We start from the raw sequence: 25,188 nt of genomic DNA, 5'->3' as shown, positions 1-25,188 counted from the left end.
TGCGAGATTGTTGATGTGAGGCGGGTGCCGGACCGGCCCCCTCGTGCCGCCGGAACATCCCTGGTCAGAGGATGGGAGCCGCCGACGAGGCCCCGCGGCGCCCGGACAGGCCACCGGCGGCACCCGAAGTCCTCGGGTGCCGCCGGTGGCGGGTTGTGCGGTGCTCGCCGGTCAGAGCGTGGCGGGAAAGCGCTCCCAGACCCGGTGTCCGCCCAGGAGTTGCCCGACCTGCTCCAGCACCTCGGTGCCGGAGCCGCCGCTCACCACGCCCGGCGCGTCCTGCGGCACGCCCGCCGCCGAGAGGACCGCGTCGCCGCCGGCCCAGGCGCCGATCGCCTTGGCGTGACGGTACGCCTCGTCCAGCAGGAGGAGCAGCCGCGGGTCGGTGGCCCTGCCGCCGGCCCCGGCCTTCGCGTCCCGGGCGCCGATGGCGTCGGCGCCGGCCGCGGGGGCGCCGGCGAGGAGGACGGCGTCGAACTCGACCGAGCGCGCGGTGGCGAAGGTGCGCTGGACGGTGATGGGGTCGCCCCCCGCGTCGAGGACACCTCCGGCGGGGGCGATGACCAGGGGCACCATGCCGGCTTCCTGCACGGCGTCGCGTACGGCGCGGACACCGTCCAGGTCGGCGTCCTTGTCCGCGACGATGCCGATGATCCGGCCGTCGACCGGCCAGACGCCGCCGACCTGCGACAGAGCGGGGCTCGGGTCCGGGTCGGCGAGCGCCCCGTCCGCCTGCGGGGCGGGGAGGCCCAGGCCGGTGGCGACCTGCTCGCACAGCTGGGTGTCGATCCGTGCGAGCACCTTCAGGGCACGCTCCTTGATCGCCTGCTCGTAGCACTTGCCGAGCTCGAAGGTGTAAGCGGCGACGATGTGTTCGCGCTCCACGGGCGTCATGCTCAGCCAGAAGAGGCGGGGCTGGCTGAAGTGGTCGTCGAAGGACTCGGGGGCCTCACGCACCTTCCGGCTCGCGGCCACCTCCGCCGGCACCTCGACGAAGGCACCGGTGTCCGCGCCCGCCACGAACGGGCAGCCGCCGTCGAGGGAGTTGGGCCGGAACGGTGCGACGCCACGGTGGACGGCCGTCTGGTGCATGCCGTCCCGCAGCATGTCGTTGACCGGAGCGTGGGTCCGGTTGATGGGCAGCTGCGGGAAGTTGGGGCCGCCGAGCCGGGTCAGCTGGGTGTCGACGTAGCTGAACAGCCGCCCCTGGAGCAGCGGGTCGTTCGTGACGTCGATGCCCGGCACCATGTTGCCGAGGTGGAAGGCCACCTGCTCCGTCTCGGCGAAGAAGTTCGACGGGTTGGCGTTGAGCGTCATCAAGCCGATCGGCTGTACGGGTGCGAGTTCCTCGGGGACGATCTTCGTCGGGTCCAGCAGATCGATACCCTGGAACATCTGCTCGGGGGTGTCCGGGAAGGTCTGCACGCCCAGCTCCCACTGGGGGAAAGCGCCGGCCTCGATGGCGTCCGCCAGGTCCCTGCGGTGGAAGTCCGGGTCGACGCCTCCCGCGATCTGGGCCTCCTCCCAGACCTGGGAGTGGACGCCCAGCTTCGGCTTCCAGTGGAACTTGACCAGGGTGGAGGCACCTTCGGCGTCGACGAGCCGGAAGGTGTGGACGCCGAAGCCCTCCATCATCCGGTACGAGCGCGGGATGCCCCGGTCGGACATGTTCCACAGCGTGTGGTGCGTCGCCTCGGAGTGCAGCGTCACGAAGTCCCAGAACGTGTCGTGGGCGCTCTGTGCCTGCGGGATCTCGCGGTCGGGGTGGGGCTTCCCCGCGTGGATGATGTCGGGGAACTTGATGGCGTCCTGGATGAAGAAGACCGGGATGTTGTTCCCGACCAGGTCGAAGACGCCCTCCTCGGTGTAGAACTTCGTCGCGAAGCCACGCGTGTCGCGCACGGTGTCGGCCGAGCCCCGCGAGCCCAGCACCGTGGAGAACCGCACGAAGACCGGAGTCTCCACGTCCTTGGCCAGGAAGGCGGCCTTCGAGACCTGCGCGGCCGTCCCGTATCCACGGAACACACCGTGGGCGGCGGCACCGCGCGCGTGGACCACGCGCTCGGGGATGCGCTCGTGGTCGAAGTGGGTGATCTTCTCCCGCAGGTGATGGTCCTGGAGAAGGACGGGTCCGCGGGGCCCCGCCTTCAGGGAGTGATCGGTGTCGTAAAGCCGCGCGCCCTGCGCGGTGGTGAGGTAGGCACCGCTCTGTGCGGTGCGTGCGGGGTCCGCACCGGTGGGCTGGCCCGTGGGGCTGACCGTCTCGGGGCCGCTCTGGTCGGGCTTGGGCGGGAGCGGTTCGCGCGGTTCCGTCGGCTCCTCCGCCGACGGGGGGAGGCTTGCGGGTGCGCCCGGGATGGGCTGATTCCCTTGCTTGTCCGTCACTTCTCGTCCTCCTGGATGTGGAGCCCGTCACCGGACCGGCGTACGGATTCGTCCGACGCGCCGCTCGGCCGGGCACAGGTCATACCTGCCGCGCCCCGGCTGCCTGCCACGGCGAGTCCCCGGCCGTCACTCGTTCGGCAGCGTCCGTCGGGGTCCGTGGCGTCCTAGGCGGGGGCGGGGCGGTCAGACGTTCTCGCGCGGGATGCGTTCGTTCCACGTCCGGGAGAAGACCCTCCGGCCGTCCTCGTATCCGTCGAGCGTGGCGTCCACCTGGAAGGTGTCCTTGTCGGAGCTGAGTACGGTGCGTGTCTCGACCCGGACGTCCCAGTCGGTGCGGCTGAAGCGCATCTCCCAGGCCGACTCGCCGCGTAGGGAACCGAAGTCCTCGCCGGTCCAGCTGTACGTCTCGTGGGCGCGCAGACCGGTCTCGATCCCCGTGTCCTCGTGCCGCTGCCGTCCCCTGTCCTTCACGATGTCGAGCACCGACCGGTAGTCGACCAGATCCCTGGCCACGGTCCATGCCTGCTCCGGCTCACTGAGCCGGGTGACGGCGGGCGGCGCGCACCCCTCGGGCTCCCCGAAGGGGCGCAGGGCCATGTCCTCCGGTACGTCGGAAGGCCGCACCGGCAGGGTCAGCGTGCTGCCCTTCTCGTACACGCTGAGCAGGACCGGTTCCGGAGCGGGCCAGACGAGCGGCCAGTACGAGGTCGACAGCGAGAGCCGGATGCGGTGTCCGGGCGGGAACGCCTGCGCCACGCTGTGGAGCGGTACGCGCACCCGGTACCGCCGGCCGGGTTCCAGAGCCTGCGGGGACTCCTCGCTGTCGCGGTGCGTGAGGTTGAGCACCCCGTAGGTCACCCGCGTGGAGCGCCCGTCGGGTGCGACGTCGGACACCCTGGCGTTCAGCTGGGCGACCGGCGCGTCCGCGGCCACCTCCACCTCGACGACGGGGGCGCCGAGGATCTCGACGCGCTCGGCCAGGGGCTCGGTCTGGAAGACGAGGGAACCGCCGTCCTCCTCGCGCTGGTCGTAGGGCAGGTCCGGCGGGGCGTTGTAGGAGGCCCATTTGCCGGCGAACTGCCCGACGGACAAGGGTGACTGCACCGTGTGGACCCGGTCCTCCCGCTCCTCCGCCGGCTCCCCCGGATTCCCCAGTGCCCCTGCGCGGAGCGGGAAGACCGTCTCTGCGACGTCCGGCGAAGGCCAGGACGGCGCGCCGATCCAACGGCCGGGCCGTTCCTCGTACGAGGTGGAGGGCGGGACGCTCTCCTGCATCCAGGCGCGGAGCATGGGGCCGTCCATGACGCCGTTGTCGACGCCCTTGAGCCAGTGGTCCCACCAGCGCACCACTTCCTGGAGGTATCCGATGGCGGGTCCCGGCTCACCGAGGTGCGGCAGCTTGTGCGACCAGGGCCCGATGAGGCCCTTGCGCGGCACGTCGACCCGGCTGAGCAGCCTGGCCACGGCGTTGGAGTAGCCGTCCGCCCAGCCGCTGGAGGCGAGCACGGGGCAGCGCAGGGCCGAGTAGTCCTCGCTGAGGCTCGCGTGGCGCCAGTAGTCGTCACGCTGCTGGTGACGCAGCCACTCCAGGACCCAGGGGCGGGCCGCCTCCAGGCGTTCCCGCCACATCTCGCGCCAGCGTTCCCCGACCACCGCCGGGTCCGGCGGACAGGTGGCGTAGGCGAACATGGTTCCCGCCTCGGCCAGGTTGTCGGACAGCATCGCGCCGCCGAGGTAGTGCATGTCGTCCGCGTACCTGTCGTCCGTGAACGAGGCGATGCAGATGGCGCGCAGGCTCGGTGGCCTGCGGGCGGCCGCCTGGAGTGCGGCGAAGGCTCCCCAGGAGATGCCCATCATCCCGGTGTTCCCGTCGCACCAAGGCTGCTCGGCGATCCACGCGAGCACCGACTCGGCGTCCGCCTGCTCCTGTTCGAGGTATTCGTCGAGCAGCACGCCCTCCGACTCCCCGGTCCCCCGCAGGTCGACGCGGACGCACGCGTATCCGTGTCCGGCGATGTACGGGTGGTGGATGGCGTCGCGGGAGGCGGTGAGGTCGTTCTTGCGGTACGGGATGTACTCCAGAACGGCCGGTACGGGTTCCGCGTCCGACGCGGTGGGACGCCAGATCCGGGCGGAGAGTTCGATCCCGTCCGCCATGGGGATGGTGACGTGCTTCTCTTCCTGGATCGCGCAGGGCAGTTGATCGACGTGACGCATGCCTGGGCGACCTCCTTTCGTGGTGCTGTGCGGTTCACCGGGTCTTCGTGCCGCGGCCTCCCGGTTCCGTCTCGTCGAAGGTGAGCCCGAGGGCGGCCACGCTCCGGTCGAACTTGCGGCGGAGGTCCTCCTCGTCGTCCCCTCCGGTGAAGATGTGTGCCACCTCGTAGCTGTAGCTGTCCTGCTGGGAGACGGTGGAGAGCTTCTGGCCCTCTTCCGGTACGACGTCGATGCGCACGCCGGGTATCTCGCGTTCGATGGCGGCGATCCGCTCCGGGGTGGGCACCTCGTGCACCTTTCCGTCGCCGAACCAGCGGTAGTACCACTTCGCGGCCATCGCGTACCGGCCCAGACCGCCGGGCAGCGCGGGGTCGCGGCCCAGGGCGAGGCTGATCATCCGGTGGTGGTTGGGCGCCCCGTCGACGTAGTCGAAGAGTTCGGCGTGGGACTGGGAGTGCCGGGGGTTGATCTCCAGCAGGCTGATGTCACCGGTCTTCGGGTCGTAGAAGTACTCGATGCTGAAGGTGGCCGACTCCATGCCGATCTGCCGCATGGTCCGTTCGCTGACCTCGTGCAGCTTGCGGATCACCGGCGGGGGAAGGGTGCTCGGGTACTGGTGGCGCAGGAAACAGGGCGACGAGGGGTAGTTGATCGAGTCCAGCACGCCGTAGACGTGTGCCTGGCCCTTGTAGACGTAGCCTTCGACGGCCACCTGGATGCCGGTCATCGCCTCCTCGGCGAGACAGACCTGGCCGCCGACGCCCCGCATCTCCGGCGGGAGTTCGAGCAGGTCGAGTACGGAGTCGAAGGGCCTGCCGACCCGGCCGATCCCCGCCTTGATCTCGTCGACGGCAGCGCGGAACTCGGTCATGTCCGAGACTCCGAAGGCCAGTTCGGACGAGTAGGCGAGGGCCGGCTTGAGCCACATGGGGAAGTTCACGCCCTCAGGGGGCTTCGGGTCGTCCGCGTCCAGGTCCACCCTGCCGAAACGGGGGCAGGCATCGATGACCTTGCGCTGTTCGAGCCTGCTCCAGTACTTGTGCTCGCACTTGACGACGGATTCGAGGCTGGTCGTCCGGACGCCGTACTCCTTGCCCAGCATCGGGACCAGGGTGCTCACCGGGAAGTCCCAGTAGCCGACGATCGCGTCGATGCCGCCCTCGTGCGCGTCGAGCACGGCCCGGGCGCGGTCCATCAGGGCGGGCACGGACACCTCGCCCTCCTGCAGTTCCTCGACGGTCAGCAGCCGGTGGAACTCGTACGAGCCGGCGTCGGGGACCGCTTCCAGTGTCCGCAGGTTGGCCTCGTCGAGTCCGACGACGAAGATGTTCTTGCGCTGCCCTTGGGGCATGGGGATGTCCCTCCGGTAGGAAGTGTTGCCTGCCACCACACCGCCTGCCCGGAGCAGCTTGCGGCATGCGGGGCGCCGTCGCGGAGCGGGGTGCGGACCGGCGATCTCCCTGGTCAGCGCACTCCGCGGGGCCGGAACTGGACGCTGATCCGCGGCCCCCGGGCGTGCGCCGTCTTGGGGATCGCGTGCTGCCACGTGCGCTGGCAGGACCCGCCCATGACGATGAGGTCCCCGTGGCCGAGCGGCGTGCGCACGGTGTCGCCGCCACGGCACGGGCGCAGGAGCAGGTCGCGCGGGGCACCGAGCGAGAGGATCGCCACCATCGTGTCCTCGTGGGAGCTGCGGCCGTGCAGGTCGCCGTGCCAGGCGACGCTGTCGCGGCCGTCCCGGTAGTAGCAGAGCCCTGCCGTGACGAAGGGCTCGCCGAGCTCGTCGGCGTAGTGGGAGGAGAGCGCCTCTCGGGCCTCGCGCAGCACGGGGCTCGGCAGCGGGTCCCCTTCGCCGTAGAAGGCGAGCAGCCGGGGCACGTCGACCGTCCGGTCGTACATCTGGCGGCGCTCGGCCCTCCAGGGGACCTCCGCCGCGAGTTCCGCGAAGAGCTCGTCGCCGCCGCCGAGCCAGCCGGGCAGCAGGTCCGTCCACGCGCCGTCACCGAGGACCGTCCGGCGCAGCCCGGTCAGGGGGCCGAGGCACGGGCCGTCGGCCTGGTCGAAGAGCGAACCCTGGAGATGAACAGACATGACGACAAGTCTACCCACTGATTAGAACAAACGTTCCCTTAGCTCACGGGGACGGACCTGTGCGTGCCGTCAGCCGGCGCCGGGGTCCTCCGGGTCGTCGTCGCCGCTCAGCTCCGGTTCCAGTCCCTCGGCCACCTCGCTGCGGCCGAGGCCCGCGTCCGCGCGCCACGCCTCGAAGGACCAGCCGGTCAGGGCGACCACGGCCAGCCCGAGGGTCCAGCCGCCGATCACATCGCTGAACCAGTGCACGCCCAGCGCGACGCGGGTGAATCCGACACCCAGCACCGAGACCACGGCCACCGTCCAGAACAGGGGTCGCAGTCTGCGGTGCACCATCGGCAGCAGGACGAGCAGCAGGATCGCGAACGAGGTCATGCCGGTCATCGCGTGACCGGAGGGGAACGAGAAGCCGGGAGCGTGCGCCACCGGTTCCGGCAGGGCGGGCCTCGCCCGCTCCACGACGACCTTCACCAGCAGCCCGGTCAGGCCTCCGGCCACGGCGGTCACGGCCGACCACGCGGCGAGCCGCCAGGCACGGCGGTACAGCAGCCACAGGGTGAGCACCGCGACCGCGGCGCGCAGGGTCACGGGGTCCCAGACCACGTCCGAGAGGAAGCGCAGGGTGCCGGTCCACGCCGGGTGGTCCAGGGCGGCCCGGTTCAGCCACCGCGCGGCGCCCGCGTCCAGGCGCCGCAGCGGGTGCCATCCGCTCTCGACCAGGACGAGCAGGAGGCCGAAGAGGACGGCGGCCACGGCGGCGACGGCGGCGGAACCGAACAGCCGGATCCCGAATCGCCGGTCGGCGTCACGGCGCCTCGGTCGCAGGGCGGGGGCAGGGGACCGTGCGGGCATTCAGGCTCCAGGGTCGGGTTGTACGGGTCCGGGCCGCTTGGCCCGGACAGCCTCCAGCTGGGCCGCGAAGGAGAGGGCCAGGAAGAGGGCGATGGAAGTGAGATAGGCCCAGAGCAGCAGGGACATGAAGGCCGTGAGCGGCCCGTAGACGGTGTCGAAGGACCCACTGACCTGAAGGTAGAGGCTGAGCAGCCAGGTCAGCGTGGTCCAGAGCACGAGGTAGACGGCGGCGCCGAAGGCGAGCCAGGTGTAGCCGGGCTGCCGCCGCCGTGGCGAGCGGCGGAATATCGCGCTCGCGGAAAGGAGCACGAGGGCGACGCCCACGGGCCAGCGCAGCAGGTCCCAGGCGGACCGGGCGCCGGGACCCAGGTCGTACACCTCGACCACCGCTGCCACCAGGTCGCGTCCGGCCACCATGGTGACGAACCCGAGGCCGAGCGGAATGCCGGCGGTCAGCGACATCACCAGCCCTCGCAGGTACTTCAGGTGGAAGACCCGGTCGCGCTCGACCCCGTAGATCCGGTTGGCTCCGCGCTCTATCTGGCACATGGCCGTCGTCGTGTTGGCCAGCGAGAAGACGAGCCCGAACCAGAGCGCCACCTGGGCTCCCTCGTCGGCGTTCCGGCGGCTGCGGTCCAGAGCGTCGTCGACCACTTCGGCGCTCGGCCCGGCCGTGATCCGCTGGATCGTCAGTTCCGCGACCCGCCCCAGGTCCTCGGTGTGCAGGGCCGTCGACAGCCCGACGAAGGCGATGACGAGCGGCACCACGGCCAGCACGGTCTGCAGGGCGAGGGCGCGGGAGTGGCTGAAGCCGTCGGCGTAGCGGAAGCGCACGAAGGAGTCCCGCAGCAGCGGCCAGCGGCCGTATCGCCTCAGGGTGGCCAGCGCCTCGTCACCGGAGAGCTCGCTGCCGATCATGTCCCGTGTCTGCGGGACGCGAGTGGCGGTTCCCATGTCACTCCCCCCGCACGGGCAGCAGGACCGTCAGCGCGCCGGGCACGACCCGGGCGGTGAACTGCCGGCCGGGTGGCACCGGGTCCCCGTCCAGCTCGCGCGGCTGGGGCGCGTCGAAGCGGATGTCCGCGCGGCGGAACGTGAAGTACTCCACGGAACGGGAACCCTCGCCGCCCTTCCTGTCCGCGTCGCGGCGCAGCAGCGAGACGACGGCGCCGAGCCAGCCCGCCGGTCCGCGCGGATCGAGGATCAGCAGGTCCAGCAGACCGTCGTCCGGCCGGGCCGCCGGTACGAGCGCCGCCCCGCCCTGCACCTTGCCGGTGTTGGCGATGAGCACCATCCGCGCGCCACGGCGCAGGGGCCGCCCACCGTCCAGACTCACTGTCAGGCGCATCCGTGGGGCGCGCAGCTCGCGCAGGCCGCCGACCACGTACGCGGGCCAGCCGAGCACGGCCTTGGCGCGGTCGCTGGTGCTCTCCAGCATCGCGGCGTCGAGCCCCGCCCCCGACATCACGGTGAAGTGCGCCGGGGCGATGCCGTCGCCCTCGATCAGGCCGAGGTCGATCCGGCGCGGGGCTCCGCCCAGCGCGGCGGCCAGCGCCTCGGCGGGCTTGACCGGCAGGCCCAGGTTGCGGGCGAGGAGGTTGCCCGTGCCGCAGGGCACCACCACGAGCGGTACGCCGGTGCCGGCCAGGGCCTCGGAGACCGCCCGCACCGTCCCGTCGCCGCCGCAGACGACAAGCAGTGTGGCCCCCGCGCGTACCGCGCCGGCCGCCTGGCCCGCGCCCGGGTCGTCGGCCGTGGTCGGGAGGAACTCCGCGGCCCGGTGGCCGTGACGCTCCAGGACCTCGCGCAGGGCGGCGCGGTCGCTCTCGTCGGTGACGGTGGGGTTGAAGACCACCGCGGTACGGCCGGGCGCCTCGCCCTGCGGCGCTTCGGCTGCGGGCCCCGTGAGCGGCGCCTCACCGGACGGGGCGGGCGCGGGCACGTGCGGGCCCGCCAGGAGGGCCCTGCCGACGATCAGCAGGGACAGCCCGCCGTTGAGCAGGCCTCCCGCGATGTCCGTCGGATGGTGCATCCCCCGGTAGGCCCTGGCGATCCCCACCAGGACCGGCACGATCAGCAGCAGTACGGCCACGGGCCGGCGCCACGGCCCCTTGGCCCGGCGCAGGACCAGGACGGCGAGACCGGCGTAGAGCGCCGTCGCCGCGCCGGTGTGGCCTGAGGTGTAGCTGGAGGTGGGGGGCGAGGCGTCGAGGCGCTCGACGTCGGGCCGGGTGCGGTCCACGGCCTCGGTGATGAGCAGGAAGACCAGGGACTGGAGCGACACGGCGACGGCGAGGAAGACCGCTTCCCTCCACCGGGGCAGCCTCGGGACCACGAGGAGCACGAGACAGCTGAGGAGGGTGCCGGCGACGACGGTGGCCGTGTTGCCCGCCTCGGACACGACGAGGGAGAGCGTGTCGAGGGTGCCGGTGCGTGCTCGCTCCAGGGTCCGCGCGACCGCGTCCTCGGACGTCATGGGCCACACATGGGCCCCGGGCCCGGTGACGAGGAGGCCGAGGCCGACCATCAACGCCGCCTGGCACGTCGCCGCCGAGGCGATGATTCCGGCAGCTCGCCCCATGCCCCCGGCTGTCCCGGGTGCGGGGCGAGAGGCTTCCGCCGTGGGGCGAGAGGCTTCCGCTTCGTGCGGCTCGGCGGAGCCGTGAGGCAGCACCACTTCGGGTGCCCCGGGGAGGGCTGTGCGTCTTTCCGGTATGCCGGTGGGCATGGCGTTCCCCTCGTTCCTGCGGTCTCGGCCGCGAGTGGGACCGGGGCGGCCCGCCCCGGCGTTCGCCGTCTGCCCCCTCTGCGCGCGGGCAGACCTGTCGCCGCGCACCGCCTCCGCGCCTCCTCGCCGCGGCGGCCGTCGTCGCCCGGTCGCACCGGCCGGATATCGGTCATAAGCTGCCGGGGCCGACCGGTGGCGGCCCGCACCGGTCTGACCAGGCCGTCTGCCCGGCTCCCCGCCTGCGGGCGACGGAGCGTGCGCGGCGGACGAGCGGAATGAGCACGGGCGAAATCCGGCCGGTCCGGATCAATGACCCGGGCTCGGGTGGGCAGGAGAGCGGCGACGCCGTACGACCCGGGAGTACGGGCGACGGCGTATGCGGCATACCTCGACGGAAGGAGCAGCCGGTGTCGGACGCAGGACGCGGAGACGACGTCTACCAGCCGGAAGGATCGGACGCGGACAACCGGCCGACGGACGAACTCGATCCGGAGAACGTGATCGACGAGCCCGGTCTCGACGACATGCTGGACACGGGGTACTCCCCGCCGGAGAAGCCCCTCGGCGTGTCGAAGTACGGCACGACCGGTGAGGAGCAGCGCGAGGGCGAGTCCCTCGACCAGCGCCTCGCGCAGGAGCGGCCCGAGGAGGATCCCTTCCTCGCGGACCGGACCGAGGACGAGCCCGAGGACAACGGCCCGGAGGAGGACGACGCGGGGGACGAACGAGCCGGACGCGTCGCGGCGGCCGAGGACTCTCTCGCCGCCCGCAACAACAGGGTGCTGGGCCGTGACGTGGGCATCGACGGGGGCGCGGCCTCCGCAGAGGAGGCTGCGGTGCACATCCAGGAGGACGGGACCGGGTCCTGACCCGGGCCCTGCGGCCGAGCTCCGGGCGCCCCTGACCTGCGCGTCCGGTGCGCCGGATGCATATACCCGCTGATCAGGGGAACGTCACGGACGCGGGCCACGACCCGGTGGCCCCCGGAGGAAAGGTGACAGGCGATGACCGACAACGACGTGAAGAACCGGAAGGTGCTGGCCGTGGTCACCAACTACGGCGTGGAGCAGGACGAGCTGGTGGTGCCGGTCGAACACCTCCGCGGGGCGGGAGCCCAGGTGGACGTCGCGGCGGTTTCGACGGACGACATCGTCACGCTGGTCGGTGACAAGGATCCCGGCAAGACGGTCCGCCCCGACCTCACCCTGGCCGACGCCGTCCCCGGCGACTACGATCTGCTGCTCGTCCCGGGCGGCACCCTGAACGCCGACACCCTGCGTCTCCAGGACGGCGCGAGCGGGATCATCCGCTCCTTCACGGAGTCCGGACGCCCGGTGGCGGCCATCTGCCACGGTCCCTGGGCCCTGGTCGAAGCGGGTGTCGTCCCCGGCAAGCGGCTGACCTCGTACGCCTCGCTGCGCACCGACATCCGCAACGCCGGCGGCGAGTGGACCGACGAGCCGGTGGTGACCGACGGCGCGGGCGGCTGGACGCTGATCACCTCGCGCAATCCGGGCGACCTGGAAGCCTTCCTCGGCGAGATCGACAAGGCACTCGCCGCCCGCTCCTGAGGAAGTGCGCGGCGACGGCCGGTGGCCCGTGCCGTCGGCACCCTCTCTGATGCCGTGGATCCGAAGGCCGGGGCGCAGCCGCGCGGGCGCCCCGGCTTCCGGCTGCCCCCACACGGGCCGGACGGCCCCTCACACACGCCGGACGGCCCCCTGACCGTCCGGTGTCGAGCGGTCCGCCCCGCTCCCGGCTCCTCCCGGAGTACCGGTCCCGGCGACGTGGGTGCCGGAGGGATGGGGCTAGTCTGTTCGTCGTACCGGACACGGGGTGCCCCATCCGAGGGCTGAGATCACACCCGTCGAACCTGAACCAGTTCGTACTGGCGGAGGGATGTCTCCATGCCTTTGACGCATGTTTCCGGCGGGCTGCCCGCCGACAGCCGCCCGGCCGTCTTCGACGGCCGCATGCCGGCGGCCCCCGGCGACCTCCGTGTCGAGTCGCACGGCATCGAGCCGGTCCCCGAGAGCAACCGTTACGGCGGTGCGGGGCGCCTGTTCACCGTGTGGTTCGCCCCCAACCTGACCATGACCGGCGTGTTCACCGGCACCGTCGGCATCGCCCTCGGACTGGACTTCACGGCCGCGCTCACCGCCGTCGTGCTGGGCACCGTGATCGGCGCGGTGCCGACCGCCTACCTCGGCACCTGGGGCAGCCTGACCGGCGCCGGTCAACTTCCGCTGGCCAGGCTCGCCTTCGGGCGGACCGTGGCGGTGCCCGGCGTCCTGCAGTGGCTGTCCTCGGTCGCCTGGGACGCACTGATCGGGCTGTTCGGCGGGGACGCGCTCGCGCGGCTGTGCGGCTGGCCCTTCTGGCTCGGCGTCCTGGTCATGATGGTGGCTCAGGGCGCTCTCGGCGTCCTGGGCTACGAGGCGATCCACCGGCTCCAGATCATCATGACCTTTGTGCTCGCCACCGCGTTCGCCCTGATCGCCTGGCGGCTGCTCGACGGCGTCCCGGTGGCCGGCAGCGGTACGGCGCACGGCGCCGACAAGGCGGGCGCGTTCGTCCTGACCAGCACCATCGCCCTGAGCCTGTCGCTGTCCTGGGCTCCGTACGCCAGCGACTTCAGCCGCTATCTGCCCCGCACCACCTCCCGTACCCGCATGTTCTGGTGCACGCTGCTCGGCCTCGTGGTGTCCTTCGTGGCCGTCCAGGCGATCGGTCTGTGGGGCGCTTCGGTGCTGACCGACCAGACGGCTGCGGGCGTCGACGAACTGCTGGGCGGTGGTGCGCTGGGCGCGTTCGGGCTGCTGGCCGTGGCCCTGGCCGCGCTGTGCAGCAACGCCATGAACGACTACAGCGGTTCCCTGGCCCTGCAGACCGTCGGAGTCCGCATTCCCCGGCCGGCCGCCGCCGCCCTCGCCGCCGTGCTCGGCTTCCCCCTGGTGCTGTGGATGCACGCCGCCGACACCACGGCCCGCTTCCAGAACGTGCTGCTGTTCGTCGGCTACTGGATTCCCGGTTTCGTGGCGATCGTCGTCGTGGACTGGCTCGCACGGGCCCGGGCACGCGGCGGCGCGGCGGTCGACCTGGCCGCCGAGACGGCGCGGCCGCAGCCGGGATGGCCCCCGTTGCTGGCGTTCGCCGTCGCCTTCGCCGCGGCGGTGCCCTTCATGGACACCAGCCTGTACGTGGGCCCGGTGGCGGCGGCTCTGCACGGCGCCGACCTCTCGTACTACGTGGCCTTCCTCGTGGCGCTCGCCGTCTACGCGCCGCTGCGGCTGCGCGCCCGCGCGCGGGCCTGACCTGACGGCCGCCGAACACCTTCTCCTCGTCCTCTCTCCTCTCCCCCGACGGAGCGACAACGCATGCCCCCGACATCCGCCGATCACCCCTTCCTCGCCCCGCGCTCCCTCGCCCGTGTGCGGGCCGACTCCCCGCTCGTCCAGTGCCTCACCAACACGGTGGTCACGGGCTTCACCGCCAACGTCCTGCTGGCGCTGGGCGCTTCACCTGCCATGGTCGACATCCCGGAGGAGGCCGGCCCCTTCGCCCGGATCGCCTCGGGTGTCCTCGTCAATCTCGGCACCCCGCACGCGGAGCAGCGCGTCGCCATGGCCGAGGCGGCGCACGCGGCGGCCTCGGCGGGTACGCCGTGGGTCCTCGACCCGGTCGCGACAGGCGCGCTGCCGGTGCGGACCGCACTGGCACGGGAACTGCTGGAGCTGCGGCCGACCGTGATCCGGGGCAACGCCTCCGAGATCGTCGCGCTCGCGGGCGCGGGCGGTGGCGGACGCGGTGTGGACGCGTCCGACAGTGTCGAGGCCGCCGAGGACTCGGCGCGCGAACTGGCGCGTACGGCGGGCTCGGTGGTCGCCGTCTCCGGGCCCGTGGACTTCGTCACCGACGGGGTGCGCGATGCCCGGACAGCCAACGGCGACGCCCTGCTGACCCGGGTGACCGGGGGCGGCTGCGCGCTGGGGGCGGTGATGGCGGCCTTCGCGGCCGTCGAGGAGGACCGTTTCGCCGCGGTGGTGACCGCCACCACCGCGTACACGGTCGCCGCCGAGCTCGCCGCGGGGACCGCGTCGGGGCCCGGCGGGTTCGCCGTCGCGTTCCTGGACGCCCTCGACGCGCTCGACGAGGCGGAGCTCACCGCGAGGGCGGCGCTCTCATGACCCGGACCCCCGTGGATCTGTCGGTCTACCTCGTCACGGACGCGGCGCAGTGCGCGGCCCGTGGCCGGAGCGTGGCCGAGACCGTCGCCCTGGCCGTGGCCGGTGGCGTCACCGCCGTGCAGGTCCGGGAGAAGTACGCCGCGGGGCGGGAGTTCCTGCGTACGGTCCTGGAAGTGGAGGCCGTCCTGCCCGAAGGGGTGGCGCTGATCGTCAACGACCGGGTGGACGTGTTCCTCGCCGCCCGGGCGGCGGGCGCACGTGTGACGGGCGTACACGTCGGCCAGTCGGACCTGCCGCCGGCCGCCGTACGCGAACTGATCGGGGAGCACACGGTACTGGGCCTGAGCGCCGCCACCCCGGGGCAGCTGCGCGCCGCCGCCGAGGACGCGGCACGCGTCGACCACGTCGGCATCGGCGCGCTGCACACGACCCGTACGAAGGCGGACGCCCCCGCCGCGCTCGGTCATGCGGGCTTCACCCGTCTGGCCCGGATCAGCGCGCTGCCCGCCGTGGCCATCGGCGGGGTCACCCCGGCCGACCTGCCGGTCCTGCGGGCCGCCGGGGCGGTGGGGGCCGCCGTCGTCTCAGGGATCTGCGCCGCCGAGGACCCCCTCGCGTCGGCACGCGCGTACTCCGGTGCCTGGAACCACGAACGAGAGGAGAGCCGCGCATGACCGCGCCGCCCCGCGTACTCACCATCGCCGGATCGGACTCCGGCGGAGGAGCCGGAATCCAGGCCGACCTCAAGACCATGCTGGCGCTCGGGGCCCACGGGATGAGCGTGCTCACCGCCGTCACCGCCCAGAACTCCCTGGGCGTGCAGGGTGCGTGGGAGATCCCCGTCGAGGCGGTGCGCGCCCAGTACCGCAGCGTGGTCGACGACATCGGCGTCCAGGCGGTGAAGACGGGGATGCTCGCCTCGCCCGCCCTGGTCACGGAGGTCGCCGAGCTGCTGGCGGACTCGGCGGCCCCCGTCGTCGTGGACCCCGTGAGCGTCTCCAAGCACGGCGACAAGCTGCTCGCCGACGAGGCGCTGGACGCCGTACGGAACGAGCTCCTGCCGGTCGCGACCGTGGCCACGCCGAATCTCGACGAGGTCGCACAGCTGACCGGCATCGTCGTGACGGACGAGGCGGGGATGCGCCGGGCCGCGGCGCGACTCCTCTCCTACGGCCCGCGCTGGGTGCTGGTGAAGGGCGGTCATCTGCCGGGCGAGGCGGTGGACCTGCTGACGGACGGCGCGGAGGAGCACTGGCTGCGCGCCCCCCGCCACGACAACCGCCACACCCACGGCACGGGCTGCACCCTCGCGTCGGCCGTAGCGGTGGGCCTGGCGCAGGGCCGCCCCGCCCCCGACGCGGTGCGCCGGGCGAAGGACTACGTCACCGCCGCGATCGCGGCGGGTTTCGCACTGGGCGCCGGCATCGGGCCGGTGGACCACGGCTGGGGCATCCGCGGCCGGAACTGACGCTCGGAGGCCTGGCTCGCCCAGATGATCGGCCAGCAGAACCCCTGCTCGCCGTCGAGAACGACTCCACCGCGCCGGGCGCCTTCGCGGTCCAGGCCCCGGACGACGGCACGGCCCGACAACCGGCGGCGGAGCGTGCGCGGCCAGGGCCTTGCGCCGGCTCCCGCCGAGGGACGGACGACGGCTCACCGGCGCCTGACGGCCCCGGGCACACTGGTGATTTCACCGATGGCCCCCCGCGCCCCGCCCCACGACTCTGGTCGGGTCAAGCACCCGCATCCCCGCATCCTCGTCTGGAGGGCTCCATGCGCCGTCGTTCCCCTCGCCGGCTTCTCGGCGTTCTCGCGGCCGTCACGGTCGCGTTCACCCTCTTCTCCTCAGCGACGACGGCCGGCGCGGCCGACACCGCGACCTCGGCTTCCCCGGGCACCTCCACCGCGGCCGTACAGCCGCTGTCGACCAGCACTCCGGTCGTCTTCGTGCACGGCTACACCGGGAACGCCTCCAACTGGGTCACCGGCATGAGTGTCTTCCAGCTCAACGGCTGGTCCAGCTCCAGCCTGTTCGCCTACGAGTACAACTCGTACGGCAACAACGTCACCAACGCGCAGGGCCTCGCGACCTTCGTGAACAACGTGAAGGCGCGGACGGGCGCGAGCAAGGTCGCCATCGTCAACCACTCGATGGGCGGCCTCGTCAGCCAGTACTACCTGAAGGTGCTGGGCGGCAACACGAGCGTGAGCCACCTCGCCTCGATCGCCGGCGCCAACCACGGGACCACGTTCGCGAGCGCCTGTCTCGTCTACGTGACCTGTCAGCAGATGTACCCGGGCTCCTCGTTCATCTCCCAGATCACCTCGGGCGACGAGACACCGGGCGACACCAAGTACGCCACCTGGTACTCGGCCTGCGACGGCGTCATCATCCCGTACACCAGCACCCGGCTGACCGGCGCGACGAACAACAACGTGCTCTGCCAGACCCACATCGGCTTCCTGGCCGACACGGTCGTGCTGGGCCAGATCGCCCGCTTCGTCGCCTCCTGAACCGGCGCGCCCCCGAGACCCCGGGCCCCTGCGGCCCGGGGTCTCGGTGCGTCCGGCCTCCGGTCACCCGTACAGCCAGCGTGCTCCCGGGCTGTCGCCCCTGAAGCGCTGACCGGCGGCGATCTCGTCGCCGACGACCGACCAGACGGTCTCGTCGTCCTGGAAGGGAAGCGGGTCGACGCGGCCCGTCTCCTGACGGATGCGCCCGACCTCACGCTCCAGACGCTCGAACCCGGCTTCCTCGTCGGCGTCGTCGCCACCGAAGGTGAACTCGTCGAGCAGTCGCTGGAACCGCAGGGCGACCTGGACGAGCGAGGAGACGTCCGAGTGGAGTTCCCGCGCGGTCTCCTCGTCGGGGTCGAAGGCGTACACCTGCCCGGAACCGGGGTCGAGGGCGAGATGGGCGTTGAGCAGCCAGCCGATGACGGGCCATTCACCCGCGCCCTCCGGCGCGTCCTCGAAGTCCTCCACGTCGACGAGGTCCCTGACGAGGGACAGCCACCCGGATTCCTCGTCGGGCTCACGCAGCAGGACGGTCCCGCCGGGGACGCCGACGGTCTGGAGCAGGCGGGCGCCCTCGGTGTCCGCGGTGGAGGGCGGAAAGGCACCGCCGGGCAGGACCATGAGCCGGGCCTTGCCGAAGATGCCTGCGAGTCCGTCGCGGGTGACGTCGAAAAGCACTGCCTGAACTCCGAACTGTGTGGCGGCACGGGCGCCGTGGGACCTTGAATGGAAACGGACGCCGCAACGGCGTCGCGGACCGAGGCTCTTCACCGCTCCGGCCGCATCCCCGGTGTCCGTGTGGGCCCGGGCAACGTCCAGCAACAGCCACGTACGCCACGACGGCGGGGTGTCCTTGCTCAGCCGCATTCCCTTGGCGAGCGCCAGGGCGTCGTCCGGGTGCCCGTACTGCACGGCGAGACGGACGCGTTCGATGCGCACGGAGGACGGGCTGAAGACGCTCACCATGCGATTGTCACTGCCCGCGGGCAGCTTGGAGACGCGGGCGGCCTCTTTCTCCGCTCCCGCCATCAGCTCCGCCGCACGCTCGTATTCGCCGCTCCGTGCGGCAGAGGTGGCGGCGCTCATGGTCAGCGCACCCCCCACCTTCAGCCCGTCGGCTGTGTCCGTGCGCCCCGCTCTTCGATCGCCTCAGCCGAGCGAAGAGCGATTCCCAGGGCGTCCTCCAGACGGCCTTGCCGCTGGTAGGTCCACGCGACAGAGTTCACGACCATGGGGACCAGGAGCGGGTCCCCGGACTGCTCCGCCGCGCCTATGGCCCGCTCCAGGCTCGTCAGGGCAAGGTCTGTCTTGCCCATACGCACGGCGACGTGTCCGGCGAGTTGGAGCGCCTTGCTCAGGGCTGCAAAACCGGCGTTTCGGTCGTCACCGTCCCCGGACACAGTGGCGGAACGCGCGTCGGTGATCAGGCCAGGGAGGCTCTTCATCACGGAGTCGAATTCAGCTGCGTGATACTGCGACCACCCGTCTGCGATCTGCTCGCGCAGCCGGTCCAGAGAGAAGTCCGGGCCGGTCGGTTCCGGCGGTGGCCCCCACAGCACGGGCATGACGGCCCGGCGTACGGCGACGAAGCGCGGGCCGTCGCTCTCTCCGCCTGCCGTGACCGCCGGAGGATCACCCAGCAGTGTCGTCAGCTCCACGCCCAAGCCGTCGGCGAGAGCGTGAAGCGTGGGCAGGCGTGCCGAGTGCTTCCGCCGTTGTTCGAGCTGACGGATCACATCGACGGACACACCGGAGCGCCCGGCCAGCTCTTCCTGCGTCAGGGAGGCCAGCCGACGCAGTCGGCGCAGCGTCTTCCCCAGGTCTTCGTCTGCCACGCTGCCACGCTGCCACGCTGCCACGCTGCCACGCTGCCACGGTACGCTGCCGTTCTTCGCAGGTGGTTGAAGTGTCTGCCGATTCAGCTCCCCTGCGGCTCGATCGCGTGACGCACCCTCAGGTGGTCGCCCGACCTTCCGTCAAGGCCGCGTGCGCGGCTGCCAGGATCTCCCCTGAGAGCGGGGAGCCGTTGGTGGCCCTGGACAGGACCAGCGCACCGAACAGGGTGCAGAGGCGGACAATACCGTCCTGGTCGTCACTGGCGAGGAAATCGGCGAAGTCGGCCACCCCCTCCGCGTAGACGCGACGAGCCTCGCTCCCCCCACCCTCGCGCGCGATGTCGGTGGCGAGCGCGGCGACCGGGCAGCCGTGCGCCGGGTCGTCGCGGTGCTCAACGGAGAGGTAGGTGTCCACCAGCGCCTGCTGGGCGGCCTCTCGTTGCCCGTCATGCCGCTCGAGCCCGGCGCCGTGGCGCTGGGTGAGCTCGGCGAAGGCGTGGGCGGTGGCCTCGTCGACGAGCGCCTCCTTGGAGGCGAACTGCTTGTAGAACGCGCCGTGGGTCAGACCGGCGGCCTTCATCAGGTCGGCGACGCTGACCTGCGTGCCCTGCTCCCGGAACAGCCGGGAGGCGGTGTCCACTACCCGCCTGCGATTCTCCTCCGCCTGCGCCTGCGATACCCGGCCCATGAGCACCTCCCATTTGGATGTCGACTGGCATCTATCGTAGACCCATGTTTAGATTGGATTCATAATCTAATCTGTTGCGGGCGGCCGACGGCACCCGCCAGAACCGGGAGCGGGCATGGAACTGAAGAACACGGTCGCGGTCGTCACCGGCGCCAACCGAGGGCTCGGGCGACACCTCGCGGCGCAGCTCGTCGAGCGCGGCGCGAAGGTCTACGCGGCGGCCCGACGCCCCGAGACGGTCGACCTGCCGGGCGTCACCCCGCTGCGCCTCGACGTCACGGACCAGGAGTCGATACGGGAGGCCGCCCGCGTGGCGTCCGACACGACTCTGCTGATCAACAACGCGGGCATCTCCACCGGCGCGAGGCTGGTGGGCAGCAGCCTGGACGAGGTACGTCGCGAGATGGAGACCAACTTCTTCGGCCCGCTCGCCGCGACCCGCGCCTTCACCCCCGTCATCGAGGGCAACGGCGGCGGCGCCGTACTCAACGTCCTGTCCGCCCTGTCCTGGTTCCACCCGGCAGGACTTGGCTCCTATGCGGCTTCCAAGGCGGCCGCCTGGGCGCTGAGCGACGCGACCCGGGAGGAGCTGGCACCGCGCGGGATCACCGTCTCGGCGCTGCACGTCGGCTACATGGACACCGACATGGCCGCAGGTGTGCCCGCAGGTCAGAAGGTCGCCGCCGCCGATGTCGCGGCCCAGGCCCTTCACGGCATCGAGAACGGCCTGCCCGAGATCCTCGCCGACGAGACCAGCCGGAACGTCAAGCAGAGCCTGTCCGCAGCACCCCAGCCGACCGCGGGCTGACGCCCGCCCCTCCCCCGGATCGCGCCGGTGGCCTGATCGCCGGACGCGGCCGGGGGCACCGTACGCCCGCAGCGCCCCCGGAGAGACAACTCAAAATGGTTCTTACCGGGATGATCCCTGACCGAACGCAGACCTCGTCCCCATGGACGGGACAGGAACGGAGACGACGATGAGGGCTCTCATGGTCGAGAAGTACGGCAGCGAAGCCGGGATGCGTGCCGCCGAACTGCCCGACCCCCGGGTAGGGGCCCACGACGTCCTGGTCAAGATCCACGCGGCGGGCGTCAACCCGCTGGACTTCAGGATCCGCAACGGGGACTTCAAAGCGTTCATGCCTTACCGTCTCCCGCTCGTTCTGGGCAACGACCTCGCCGGTACGGTCGTGCGGGTCGGCCCGTCCGTCACCCGCTTCGCGGTGGGAGACGAGGTCTACGCCCGGCCCGACAAGGACCGCATCGGCACCTTCGCCGAACTCATCGCCGTCCATCAGGACGACCTGGCAGCCAAGCCGGCCACCGTCACCATGGCCGAGGCCGCCTCCCTGCCCCTGGTCGCACTGACCGCATGGCAGGCACTGGTCGAGCGGGCCCACGTACAGCCGGGCCACAAGGTCCTCGTCCACGCGGGCGCTGGCGGCCTCGGCTCCATCGCCGTCCAGCTCGCCAAGGCGCTGGGCGCGCACGTGGCCACCACCGCCAGCACCGCCAAGGTCGACCTGGCCAAGGACCTCGGCGCGGATGTCGTCATCGACTACCGCACCCAGGACTTCGAAGAGGTCCTCGACGGCTACGACGTCGTACTCGACAGCCTCGGCGGTGAGAACCTCGCTAAGTCCCTGCGTGTACTGAAGCCCGGGGGCACGGCCATCAGCGTCGCGGGCCCGCCCGACCCGGCCTTCGCCCGTGAACTCGGCCTGAATCCGTTCCTCCGCCTGGCCATGACCGCCCTCAGCTACAAGACCCGGCGCGACGCGAAGCGCCACGGCGTGACGTACTCCTTCCTGTTCATGAAGGCCAGCGGCGACCAACTGCGAGAACTCACCCCCCTCATCGACGCCGGAAAGGTCCGCCCCGTCGTCGACCGCGTTTTCCCGTTCGACGAAACCCTCCAGGCCATGGAGCACGTCGAAAAGGGCCGCGCGAAGGCCGGGAAAGTCGTCGTCTCCATGACATGAGCGCGGGCACAGCCCAGCCGGACGCCGAGGCAGCCCGTCACAGAGAAGCCCGGCCCCCACACCGGGCGGCCCTCGATGGTGACCGGAAAAATGCCCTGGAGAGGGATCGGGCCGGTCGCCGCCCGGCTGATGCTGTCCCGTGGCTGTGGATCGTGGGGGCACTAGGGTCCTGATCCGGGGCGCGGACGTTGCGCCTCTCCTGCGGCTGCGGCGAGTCCCTGCCGCAGGTGTGTGAGGCGGGCGATCTCGGCGTCCAGGACGGCCAGACGATCGGCGACCACGTCGCTGAACTCGCCAGGACGGCCATCGCAGGACGCCGACGGCCCATCCTGGACGAGGACGTCCAGGCGGTGGGCGCGGCGACGGATGTCTTCCAGTGTGAGGCCCAGATTCAGAAGGGTGCGGATGACTTTCACACGGGCCACCGCGGTGGAGTCGTACTCACGTTGCCCGGACGTGGTGCGGGGCGGCGACGGCAGGAGGCCGCGGGCCTCGTACAGGCGCAGGGCACGTGGTGTGGTCCCCGCCGCCGCCGCTGCCTCGCCGATCCGCATGACCACGCCGTCCCGTCCTACAACTCCACGACGGACGCCCCGAAGGAGCGCCCGGCCATCAGTGCGGGCAACGCCCCTGGGGCGCTCTCCATTCCGCGGACCGGGGTGTACGGGAAACGGATGTCGCCCGCCCGCAGCCAGGCTCCGAAGCGGGCCTCCCACTCCGCCTCGACATCCGGGTGGTCCACGCCGCTGTATCCGGCGATCGTGATGCCCCGGGTCAGCAACCGGTAGCTGTCGAGCTCGGTCGGCGCGCTCCCGCCGGCCCGGTCCGGGGACAGCTGACCGTCCAAGGCACCGACGAGGGCGATCCGGGCGCCCCGGTTCGCCGCGTTCACGGCAGCCGTCAGCTGTTCGCCACCCACGGTGTCCAGGACGACGTCGACGCCGTCCGGTGCCGCCTCGGCGAGTTGGCCGGCGAGCGAGGTGGCCCCGCGCAGCACGACGGCGTCGTAGCCGAGTTCCTTCTCCAGGCGCTCGGCCTTGTCCCGTGAGCCGGTGCTCCCGACGACCCGGGCAGCGCCCAGCAGCCGTGCGATCTGGCCCGCCATGGTGCCCACGGCACCCGCGGCTCCGGTGACGAAGACGGTATCGCCCTCCCGGACCCCTGCCAGCCGGGTCAGCGCACCGTACGCCGCTGAGCCCTGGGCGAGATGAGCCACCGGGCTGGGCAGGATGCCGTCCAGCAGCCGGCACTCGGCAGCGGCAGGCGTCGCGTATTCGCGCCAGCCCTGGAGGTGCAGGACCAGCCGCCCCTTCTCCAGGGCCCCATCGACCACCTCGCCGATCGCGGGCCCGAACAAGGTGTCGCCGGCCTTCAGCGGCGGCAGCGGAACGTCACGCGTCTCGCCCCCGATGAGGGTACGCAGACCGGGAAAGACGAGGAAGTGGGTGTTGCGCACGAGCACATGGCCGGCCTGGGGCAGCGGAACAGGCGCCTCCGCCAAGGCGAAGTCGTCCGCGGTCGGCAGTCCGTCCCGGCGGCGGACCAGGCGTACCAGGCGATGAGTTGCGTTCATGGCCGGACGCTAAACCCTGACCCACGGGTCAAGGGCAAGGCTCAGCGCCAGGAAAGTCGCCGAACGGCTCGGACCACGCCTCACACCGGTAACCGTCCGACAAGAGCAGCGCTGCGGCCGCTGGTAACCATCGCAGGTCAAGGGCACCAAGCGAGCGGGCCGCCAGGTTTCTGCTGTTGAGGAGATCCGCTCCCTCGTCGCCGCGCGTGTCCCGGCCGCCGACGATCGCGCCTGCCGCATCGGCCCGAGCCAAGGACGACGTGCGCGATGGCCGACCGGCGGCGACCGCGAAAGCGCTGTCCACCACCGGAGCACGGTGGTAGACATCCGGCGTGGAGAAGAATCTTGAGTTTCCCGACCTGTTGCCACTGATCGATGAACGGTCGGCCGCCTTCCGCGCCGTGGTCGCCACCGCGCCCCGTCTCGACGTAGAGGTGCCGACCTGCCCCGGGTGGACGTTGTTCGATCTGGTGAAGCACCTGGGCGGAGGAGACCGCTTCTGGGCCGCCATCGTCGGCGCGGGGCCCGCCGACGCTCCCCCGGCCGAGGCCGTCGCGGCGCGCGCCGCGCTGGAAGTGCCGCAGGAGCGTGAGGCCCTGCTGGCCTGGCTGGACGCGTCGACGCAGCTTCTGCTGGGCGCCCTGCGCGCGGCGGGACCGGAGAGCGGTTGCTGGACGTGGTGGCCCGCGTCGCAGTCACCGCGGACCGCCGGCGGCACCGCCCGGCACCGGGTCCAGGAGACCGCGGTGCACACCTACGACGCCCAGCTCGCAGTGGGCGCCCCGCAGCCGCTGCCGGCCGGGTCGGCACTCGACGGTGTGGAGGAGTTCCTGTTCACCGTCTGCGGAACGCCCAGTGCCTGGCCGCACAAGGCCACGGCATTCGACTTCCACGCCGCCGAGGGCCGCTCCTGGCGCCTCACCGTCGACGGCGATGGCGCACGCACCACCCGCATACCCGCGCCCGCCGCCGCGACCGGCGAGGACGCGAACGCGGCCGGCGCCTCCGTCCACGGCACGGCCGGTGAGCTGGTCCTCTACCTGTACGACCGGATCCAGGCCCACTCCTTGCAGGTTGACGGGGACGCAGGGCTGCTCGATCTGCTCCGCGCCTGGGAGCCGGAGGAGAAGTAGGACGTGGCGGGGGCGGTCGGCCGCGCCTCGAGCCGGCGGGGTCCGGCCGGTGGCGCAAGGTTCCCGATGACCAGCTGACCGGTCGAGGACGCCGGTCCCCATGGAGCCTGGCAACAGGAGGGGTCTTCGGCCGCCGTATCCTGTCGATCATGCAGGGAGAGGCAGCGGCATGATCGACGGTCTTGAGCGGGCCATGAAGATCCTGGATCTTTTCTCCTCTGACGCTCCCGAGCGCACGGTCAGCGAGGTGTGCCGCACGCTCGACCTGCCCAAGACGACGACCTGGGACCACATGCAGGCCATGGTCGAGCTCGGCCTGCTGCGGCGCACGGGCCGTGGCCGCTACCGGCTCGGCTGGCGTGCCTTCCAGCTGGGGCTGCGCGCGCGGATGACCTCGGAGATCTCCGAGCCGGCCTGGGTGGAGATGCGGGCCCTGGCCGCCGCCCACCACCAGACAGTTCAGCTGTCGTCGCGGCACCACGGCGAGGTCGTCTACCTGGAGAAACTCGCGCCGCACGACGGGGTCCGGCTCAACGCGACCCGGGTCGGCGAACGCCTCCCGGCGTACTGCACGGCACCCGGAAAGATGCTGCTGGCCTATCTGTCGGCCCGCGAGCTGCGCACCGTCTACGGCGAGGGCCCGCTGACCCCTCTCACGGACCGCTCCCTCACCACGCTCCCGGCGCTGGAAGCGGAGCTGTCCACGGTGCGTGAGCACGGATACGCCCTCGACGCGGAGGAAGCCGTCGAGGGCGTGTGCTGTGTCGCGGCGCCGGTCGGCAACCGGCACGGGGACATCACCTGGGCGCTCAGCATGAGCTTCCTCGCCCATCGCCTGCCCACCCATGGGGACGTCTACGCCCGCGCCGTGGTCGAGGCTGCTCAGCGGCTCTCCGAGCGCGCTCCGTGACCTGCCGACGGTTGTTCGGCTGAGCCGAACAGTTCGTTGTCGGCGCCTGTACGAGGGGCTACGGTCCTGGAAACACCGCGCCTTCCTGTA

General features: G+C 71.8%; 22 protein-coding genes, 1 pseudogene and 1 riboswitch. Of the genes and pseudogenes, 11 read left to right on the top strand and 12 right to left on the bottom strand.

Translation table 11 applies throughout. The annotated features are described in order from the left end of the window. Positions 1–171: 171 nt before the first annotated feature. The 7 genes from ACWCQM_RS34115 to ACWCQM_RS34085 form a co-directional block, all read right to left on the bottom strand. Complete coding sequence (locus ACWCQM_RS34115; protein WP_450918944.1) at positions 172–2,385, bottom strand: catalase; 2,214 nt, start codon at positions 2,383–2,385, stop codon at positions 172–174. A gap of 183 nt (positions 2,386–2,568) precedes the next feature. Further along, positions 2,569–4,602 (bottom strand): CocE/NonD family hydrolase, encoded by a 2,034-nt coding sequence (locus tag ACWCQM_RS34110; RefSeq protein WP_450918943.1) that lies wholly within the window; start codon positions 4,600–4,602, stop codon positions 2,569–2,571. A 34-nt stretch (positions 4,603–4,636) separates the two neighbouring features. Then, the gene (locus ACWCQM_RS34105; RefSeq protein WP_450918942.1) at positions 4,637–5,953 is read right to left on the bottom strand and encodes an ATP-grasp domain-containing protein; all 1,317 of its coding nucleotides are present in this window, start codon (positions 5,951–5,953) and stop codon (positions 4,637–4,639) included. Between the two features lie 113 nt (positions 5,954–6,066). Further along, on the bottom strand, positions 6,067–6,693 hold the full coding sequence (locus tag ACWCQM_RS34100) for an alpha-ketoglutarate-dependent dioxygenase AlkB (RefSeq protein ID WP_450918941.1): 627 nt from the start codon (positions 6,691–6,693) through the stop codon (positions 6,067–6,069). Positions 6,694–6,762: 69 nt separating this feature from the next. Next, a complete protein-coding gene (locus ACWCQM_RS34095; protein ID WP_450918940.1) occupies positions 6,763–7,545 on the bottom strand; it encodes a phosphatase PAP2 family protein in 783 nt (260 codons plus the stop codon). After that, positions 7,546–8,499: a YihY/virulence factor BrkB family protein gene (locus ACWCQM_RS34090; RefSeq protein ID WP_450918939.1), complete on the bottom strand. Its 954-nt coding sequence runs from the start codon at positions 8,497–8,499 to the stop codon at positions 7,546–7,548. 1 nt (position 8,500) lies between these two features. Then, positions 8,501–10,273: a diacylglycerol kinase family protein gene (locus tag ACWCQM_RS34085; protein ID WP_450918938.1), complete on the bottom strand. Its 1,773-nt coding sequence runs from the start codon at positions 10,271–10,273 to the stop codon at positions 8,501–8,503. Between the two features lie 407 nt (positions 10,274–10,680). Here ACWCQM_RS34085 and ACWCQM_RS34080 point away from each other — a divergent pair, with 407 nt between their 5' ends. The 7 genes from ACWCQM_RS34080 to ACWCQM_RS34050 all read left to right on the top strand — a co-directional run bounded on the left by ACWCQM_RS34080 (position 10,681) and on the right by ACWCQM_RS34050 (position 16,974). Further along, positions 10,681–11,142, top strand: a complete 462-nt coding sequence (locus ACWCQM_RS34080; RefSeq protein ID WP_450918937.1) for a DUF5709 domain-containing protein — start codon at positions 10,681–10,683, stop codon at positions 11,140–11,142. Positions 11,143–11,277: 135 nt separating this feature from the next. Beyond that, complete coding sequence (locus tag ACWCQM_RS34075) at positions 11,278–11,844, top strand: DJ-1/PfpI/YhbO family deglycase/protease (protein ID WP_450918936.1); 567 nt, start codon at positions 11,278–11,280, stop codon at positions 11,842–11,844. A 251-nt stretch (positions 11,845–12,095) separates the two neighbouring features. Then, a riboswitch (TPP riboswitch) is annotated at positions 12,096–12,190 on the top strand. Next, the gene (locus tag ACWCQM_RS34070; RefSeq protein WP_450918935.1) at positions 12,181–13,587 is read left to right on the top strand and encodes a purine-cytosine permease family protein; all 1,407 of its coding nucleotides are present in this window, start codon (positions 12,181–12,183) and stop codon (positions 13,585–13,587) included. (Overlaps the previous riboswitch by 10 nt.) Positions 13,588–13,650: 63 nt before the next feature. Continuing rightward, positions 13,651–14,460, top strand: a complete 810-nt coding sequence (gene thiM, locus ACWCQM_RS34065) for a hydroxyethylthiazole kinase (protein ID WP_450918934.1) — start codon at positions 13,651–13,653, stop codon at positions 14,458–14,460. Then, positions 14,457–15,134 (top strand): thiamine phosphate synthase, encoded by a 678-nt coding sequence (thiE, locus tag ACWCQM_RS34060; protein ID WP_450918933.1) that lies wholly within the window; start codon positions 14,457–14,459, stop codon positions 15,132–15,134. The genes thiM and thiE overlap by 4 nt, the downstream gene beginning before the upstream one ends. Beyond that, positions 15,131–15,928, top strand: a complete 798-nt coding sequence (thiD, locus tag ACWCQM_RS34055) for a bifunctional hydroxymethylpyrimidine kinase/phosphomethylpyrimidine kinase (RefSeq protein ID WP_450918932.1) — start codon at positions 15,131–15,133, stop codon at positions 15,926–15,928. The genes thiE and thiD overlap by 4 nt, the downstream gene beginning before the upstream one ends. A gap of 305 nt (positions 15,929–16,233) precedes the next feature. Beyond that, on the top strand, positions 16,234–16,974 hold the full coding sequence (locus ACWCQM_RS34050; RefSeq protein ID WP_450918931.1) for an esterase/lipase family protein: 741 nt from the start codon (positions 16,234–16,236) through the stop codon (positions 16,972–16,974). Between the two features lie 63 nt (positions 16,975–17,037). On the opposite strand, the gene ACWCQM_RS34045 is transcribed toward ACWCQM_RS34050, so the two are convergent. The 3 genes and pseudogenes from ACWCQM_RS34045 to ACWCQM_RS34035 form a co-directional block, all read right to left on the bottom strand. Beyond that, a complete protein-coding gene (locus ACWCQM_RS34045; RefSeq protein ID WP_450918966.1) occupies positions 17,038–17,655 on the bottom strand; it encodes an SUKH-4 family immunity protein in 618 nt (205 codons plus the stop codon). Positions 17,656–17,721: 66 nt separating this feature from the next. Next, positions 17,722–18,812 (bottom strand): annotated as a pseudogene (locus ACWCQM_RS34040) (helix-turn-helix domain-containing protein); the annotation flags it as partial. A 118-nt stretch (positions 18,813–18,930) separates the two neighbouring features. Further along, positions 18,931–19,500: a TetR/AcrR family transcriptional regulator gene (locus tag ACWCQM_RS34035; protein ID WP_450918930.1), complete on the bottom strand. Its 570-nt coding sequence runs from the start codon at positions 19,498–19,500 to the stop codon at positions 18,931–18,933. A gap of 115 nt (positions 19,501–19,615) precedes the next feature. Here ACWCQM_RS34035 and ACWCQM_RS34030 point away from each other — a divergent pair, with 115 nt between their 5' ends. Both ACWCQM_RS34030 and ACWCQM_RS34025 read left to right on the top strand, forming a co-directional pair. Beyond that, positions 19,616–20,308 carry an SDR family oxidoreductase gene (locus ACWCQM_RS34030; RefSeq protein ID WP_450918929.1) on the top strand — a complete coding sequence of 231 codons (693 nt, stop codon included), beginning with the start codon at positions 19,616–19,618 and terminating at the stop codon, positions 20,306–20,308. 169 nt (positions 20,309–20,477) lie between these two features. Continuing rightward, complete coding sequence (locus ACWCQM_RS34025; protein WP_450918928.1) at positions 20,478–21,482, top strand: NADP-dependent oxidoreductase; 1,005 nt, start codon at positions 20,478–20,480, stop codon at positions 21,480–21,482. Between the two features lie 161 nt (positions 21,483–21,643). On the opposite strand, the gene ACWCQM_RS34020 is transcribed toward ACWCQM_RS34025, so the two are convergent. Further along, positions 21,644–22,036 carry a MerR family transcriptional regulator gene (locus ACWCQM_RS34020; RefSeq protein ID WP_450918965.1) on the bottom strand — a complete coding sequence of 131 codons (393 nt, stop codon included), beginning with the start codon at positions 22,034–22,036 and terminating at the stop codon, positions 21,644–21,646. A 17-nt stretch (positions 22,037–22,053) separates the two neighbouring features. Beyond that, positions 22,054–23,055, bottom strand: a complete 1,002-nt coding sequence (locus tag ACWCQM_RS34015) for an MDR family NADP-dependent oxidoreductase (protein WP_450918927.1) — start codon at positions 23,053–23,055, stop codon at positions 22,054–22,056. 332 nt (positions 23,056–23,387) lie between these two features. Here ACWCQM_RS34015 and ACWCQM_RS34010 point away from each other — a divergent pair, with 332 nt between their 5' ends. Further along, positions 23,388–24,188, top strand: coding sequence for a maleylpyruvate isomerase family mycothiol-dependent enzyme (locus ACWCQM_RS34010; protein WP_450918926.1), 801 nt, complete (start codon positions 23,388–23,390; stop codon positions 24,186–24,188). A 169-nt stretch (positions 24,189–24,357) separates the two neighbouring features. Beyond that, positions 24,358–25,098 (top strand): IclR family transcriptional regulator, encoded by a 741-nt coding sequence (locus tag ACWCQM_RS34005; protein ID WP_450918925.1) that lies wholly within the window; start codon positions 24,358–24,360, stop codon positions 25,096–25,098. Positions 25,099–25,188 lie beyond the last annotated feature (90 nt).

This window comes from Streptomyces sp. NPDC002125, assembly GCF_053593715.1.
Note: the sequence above shows the minus strand (reverse complement) of the source record. Positions and strands in the feature narration are given on the sequence as shown.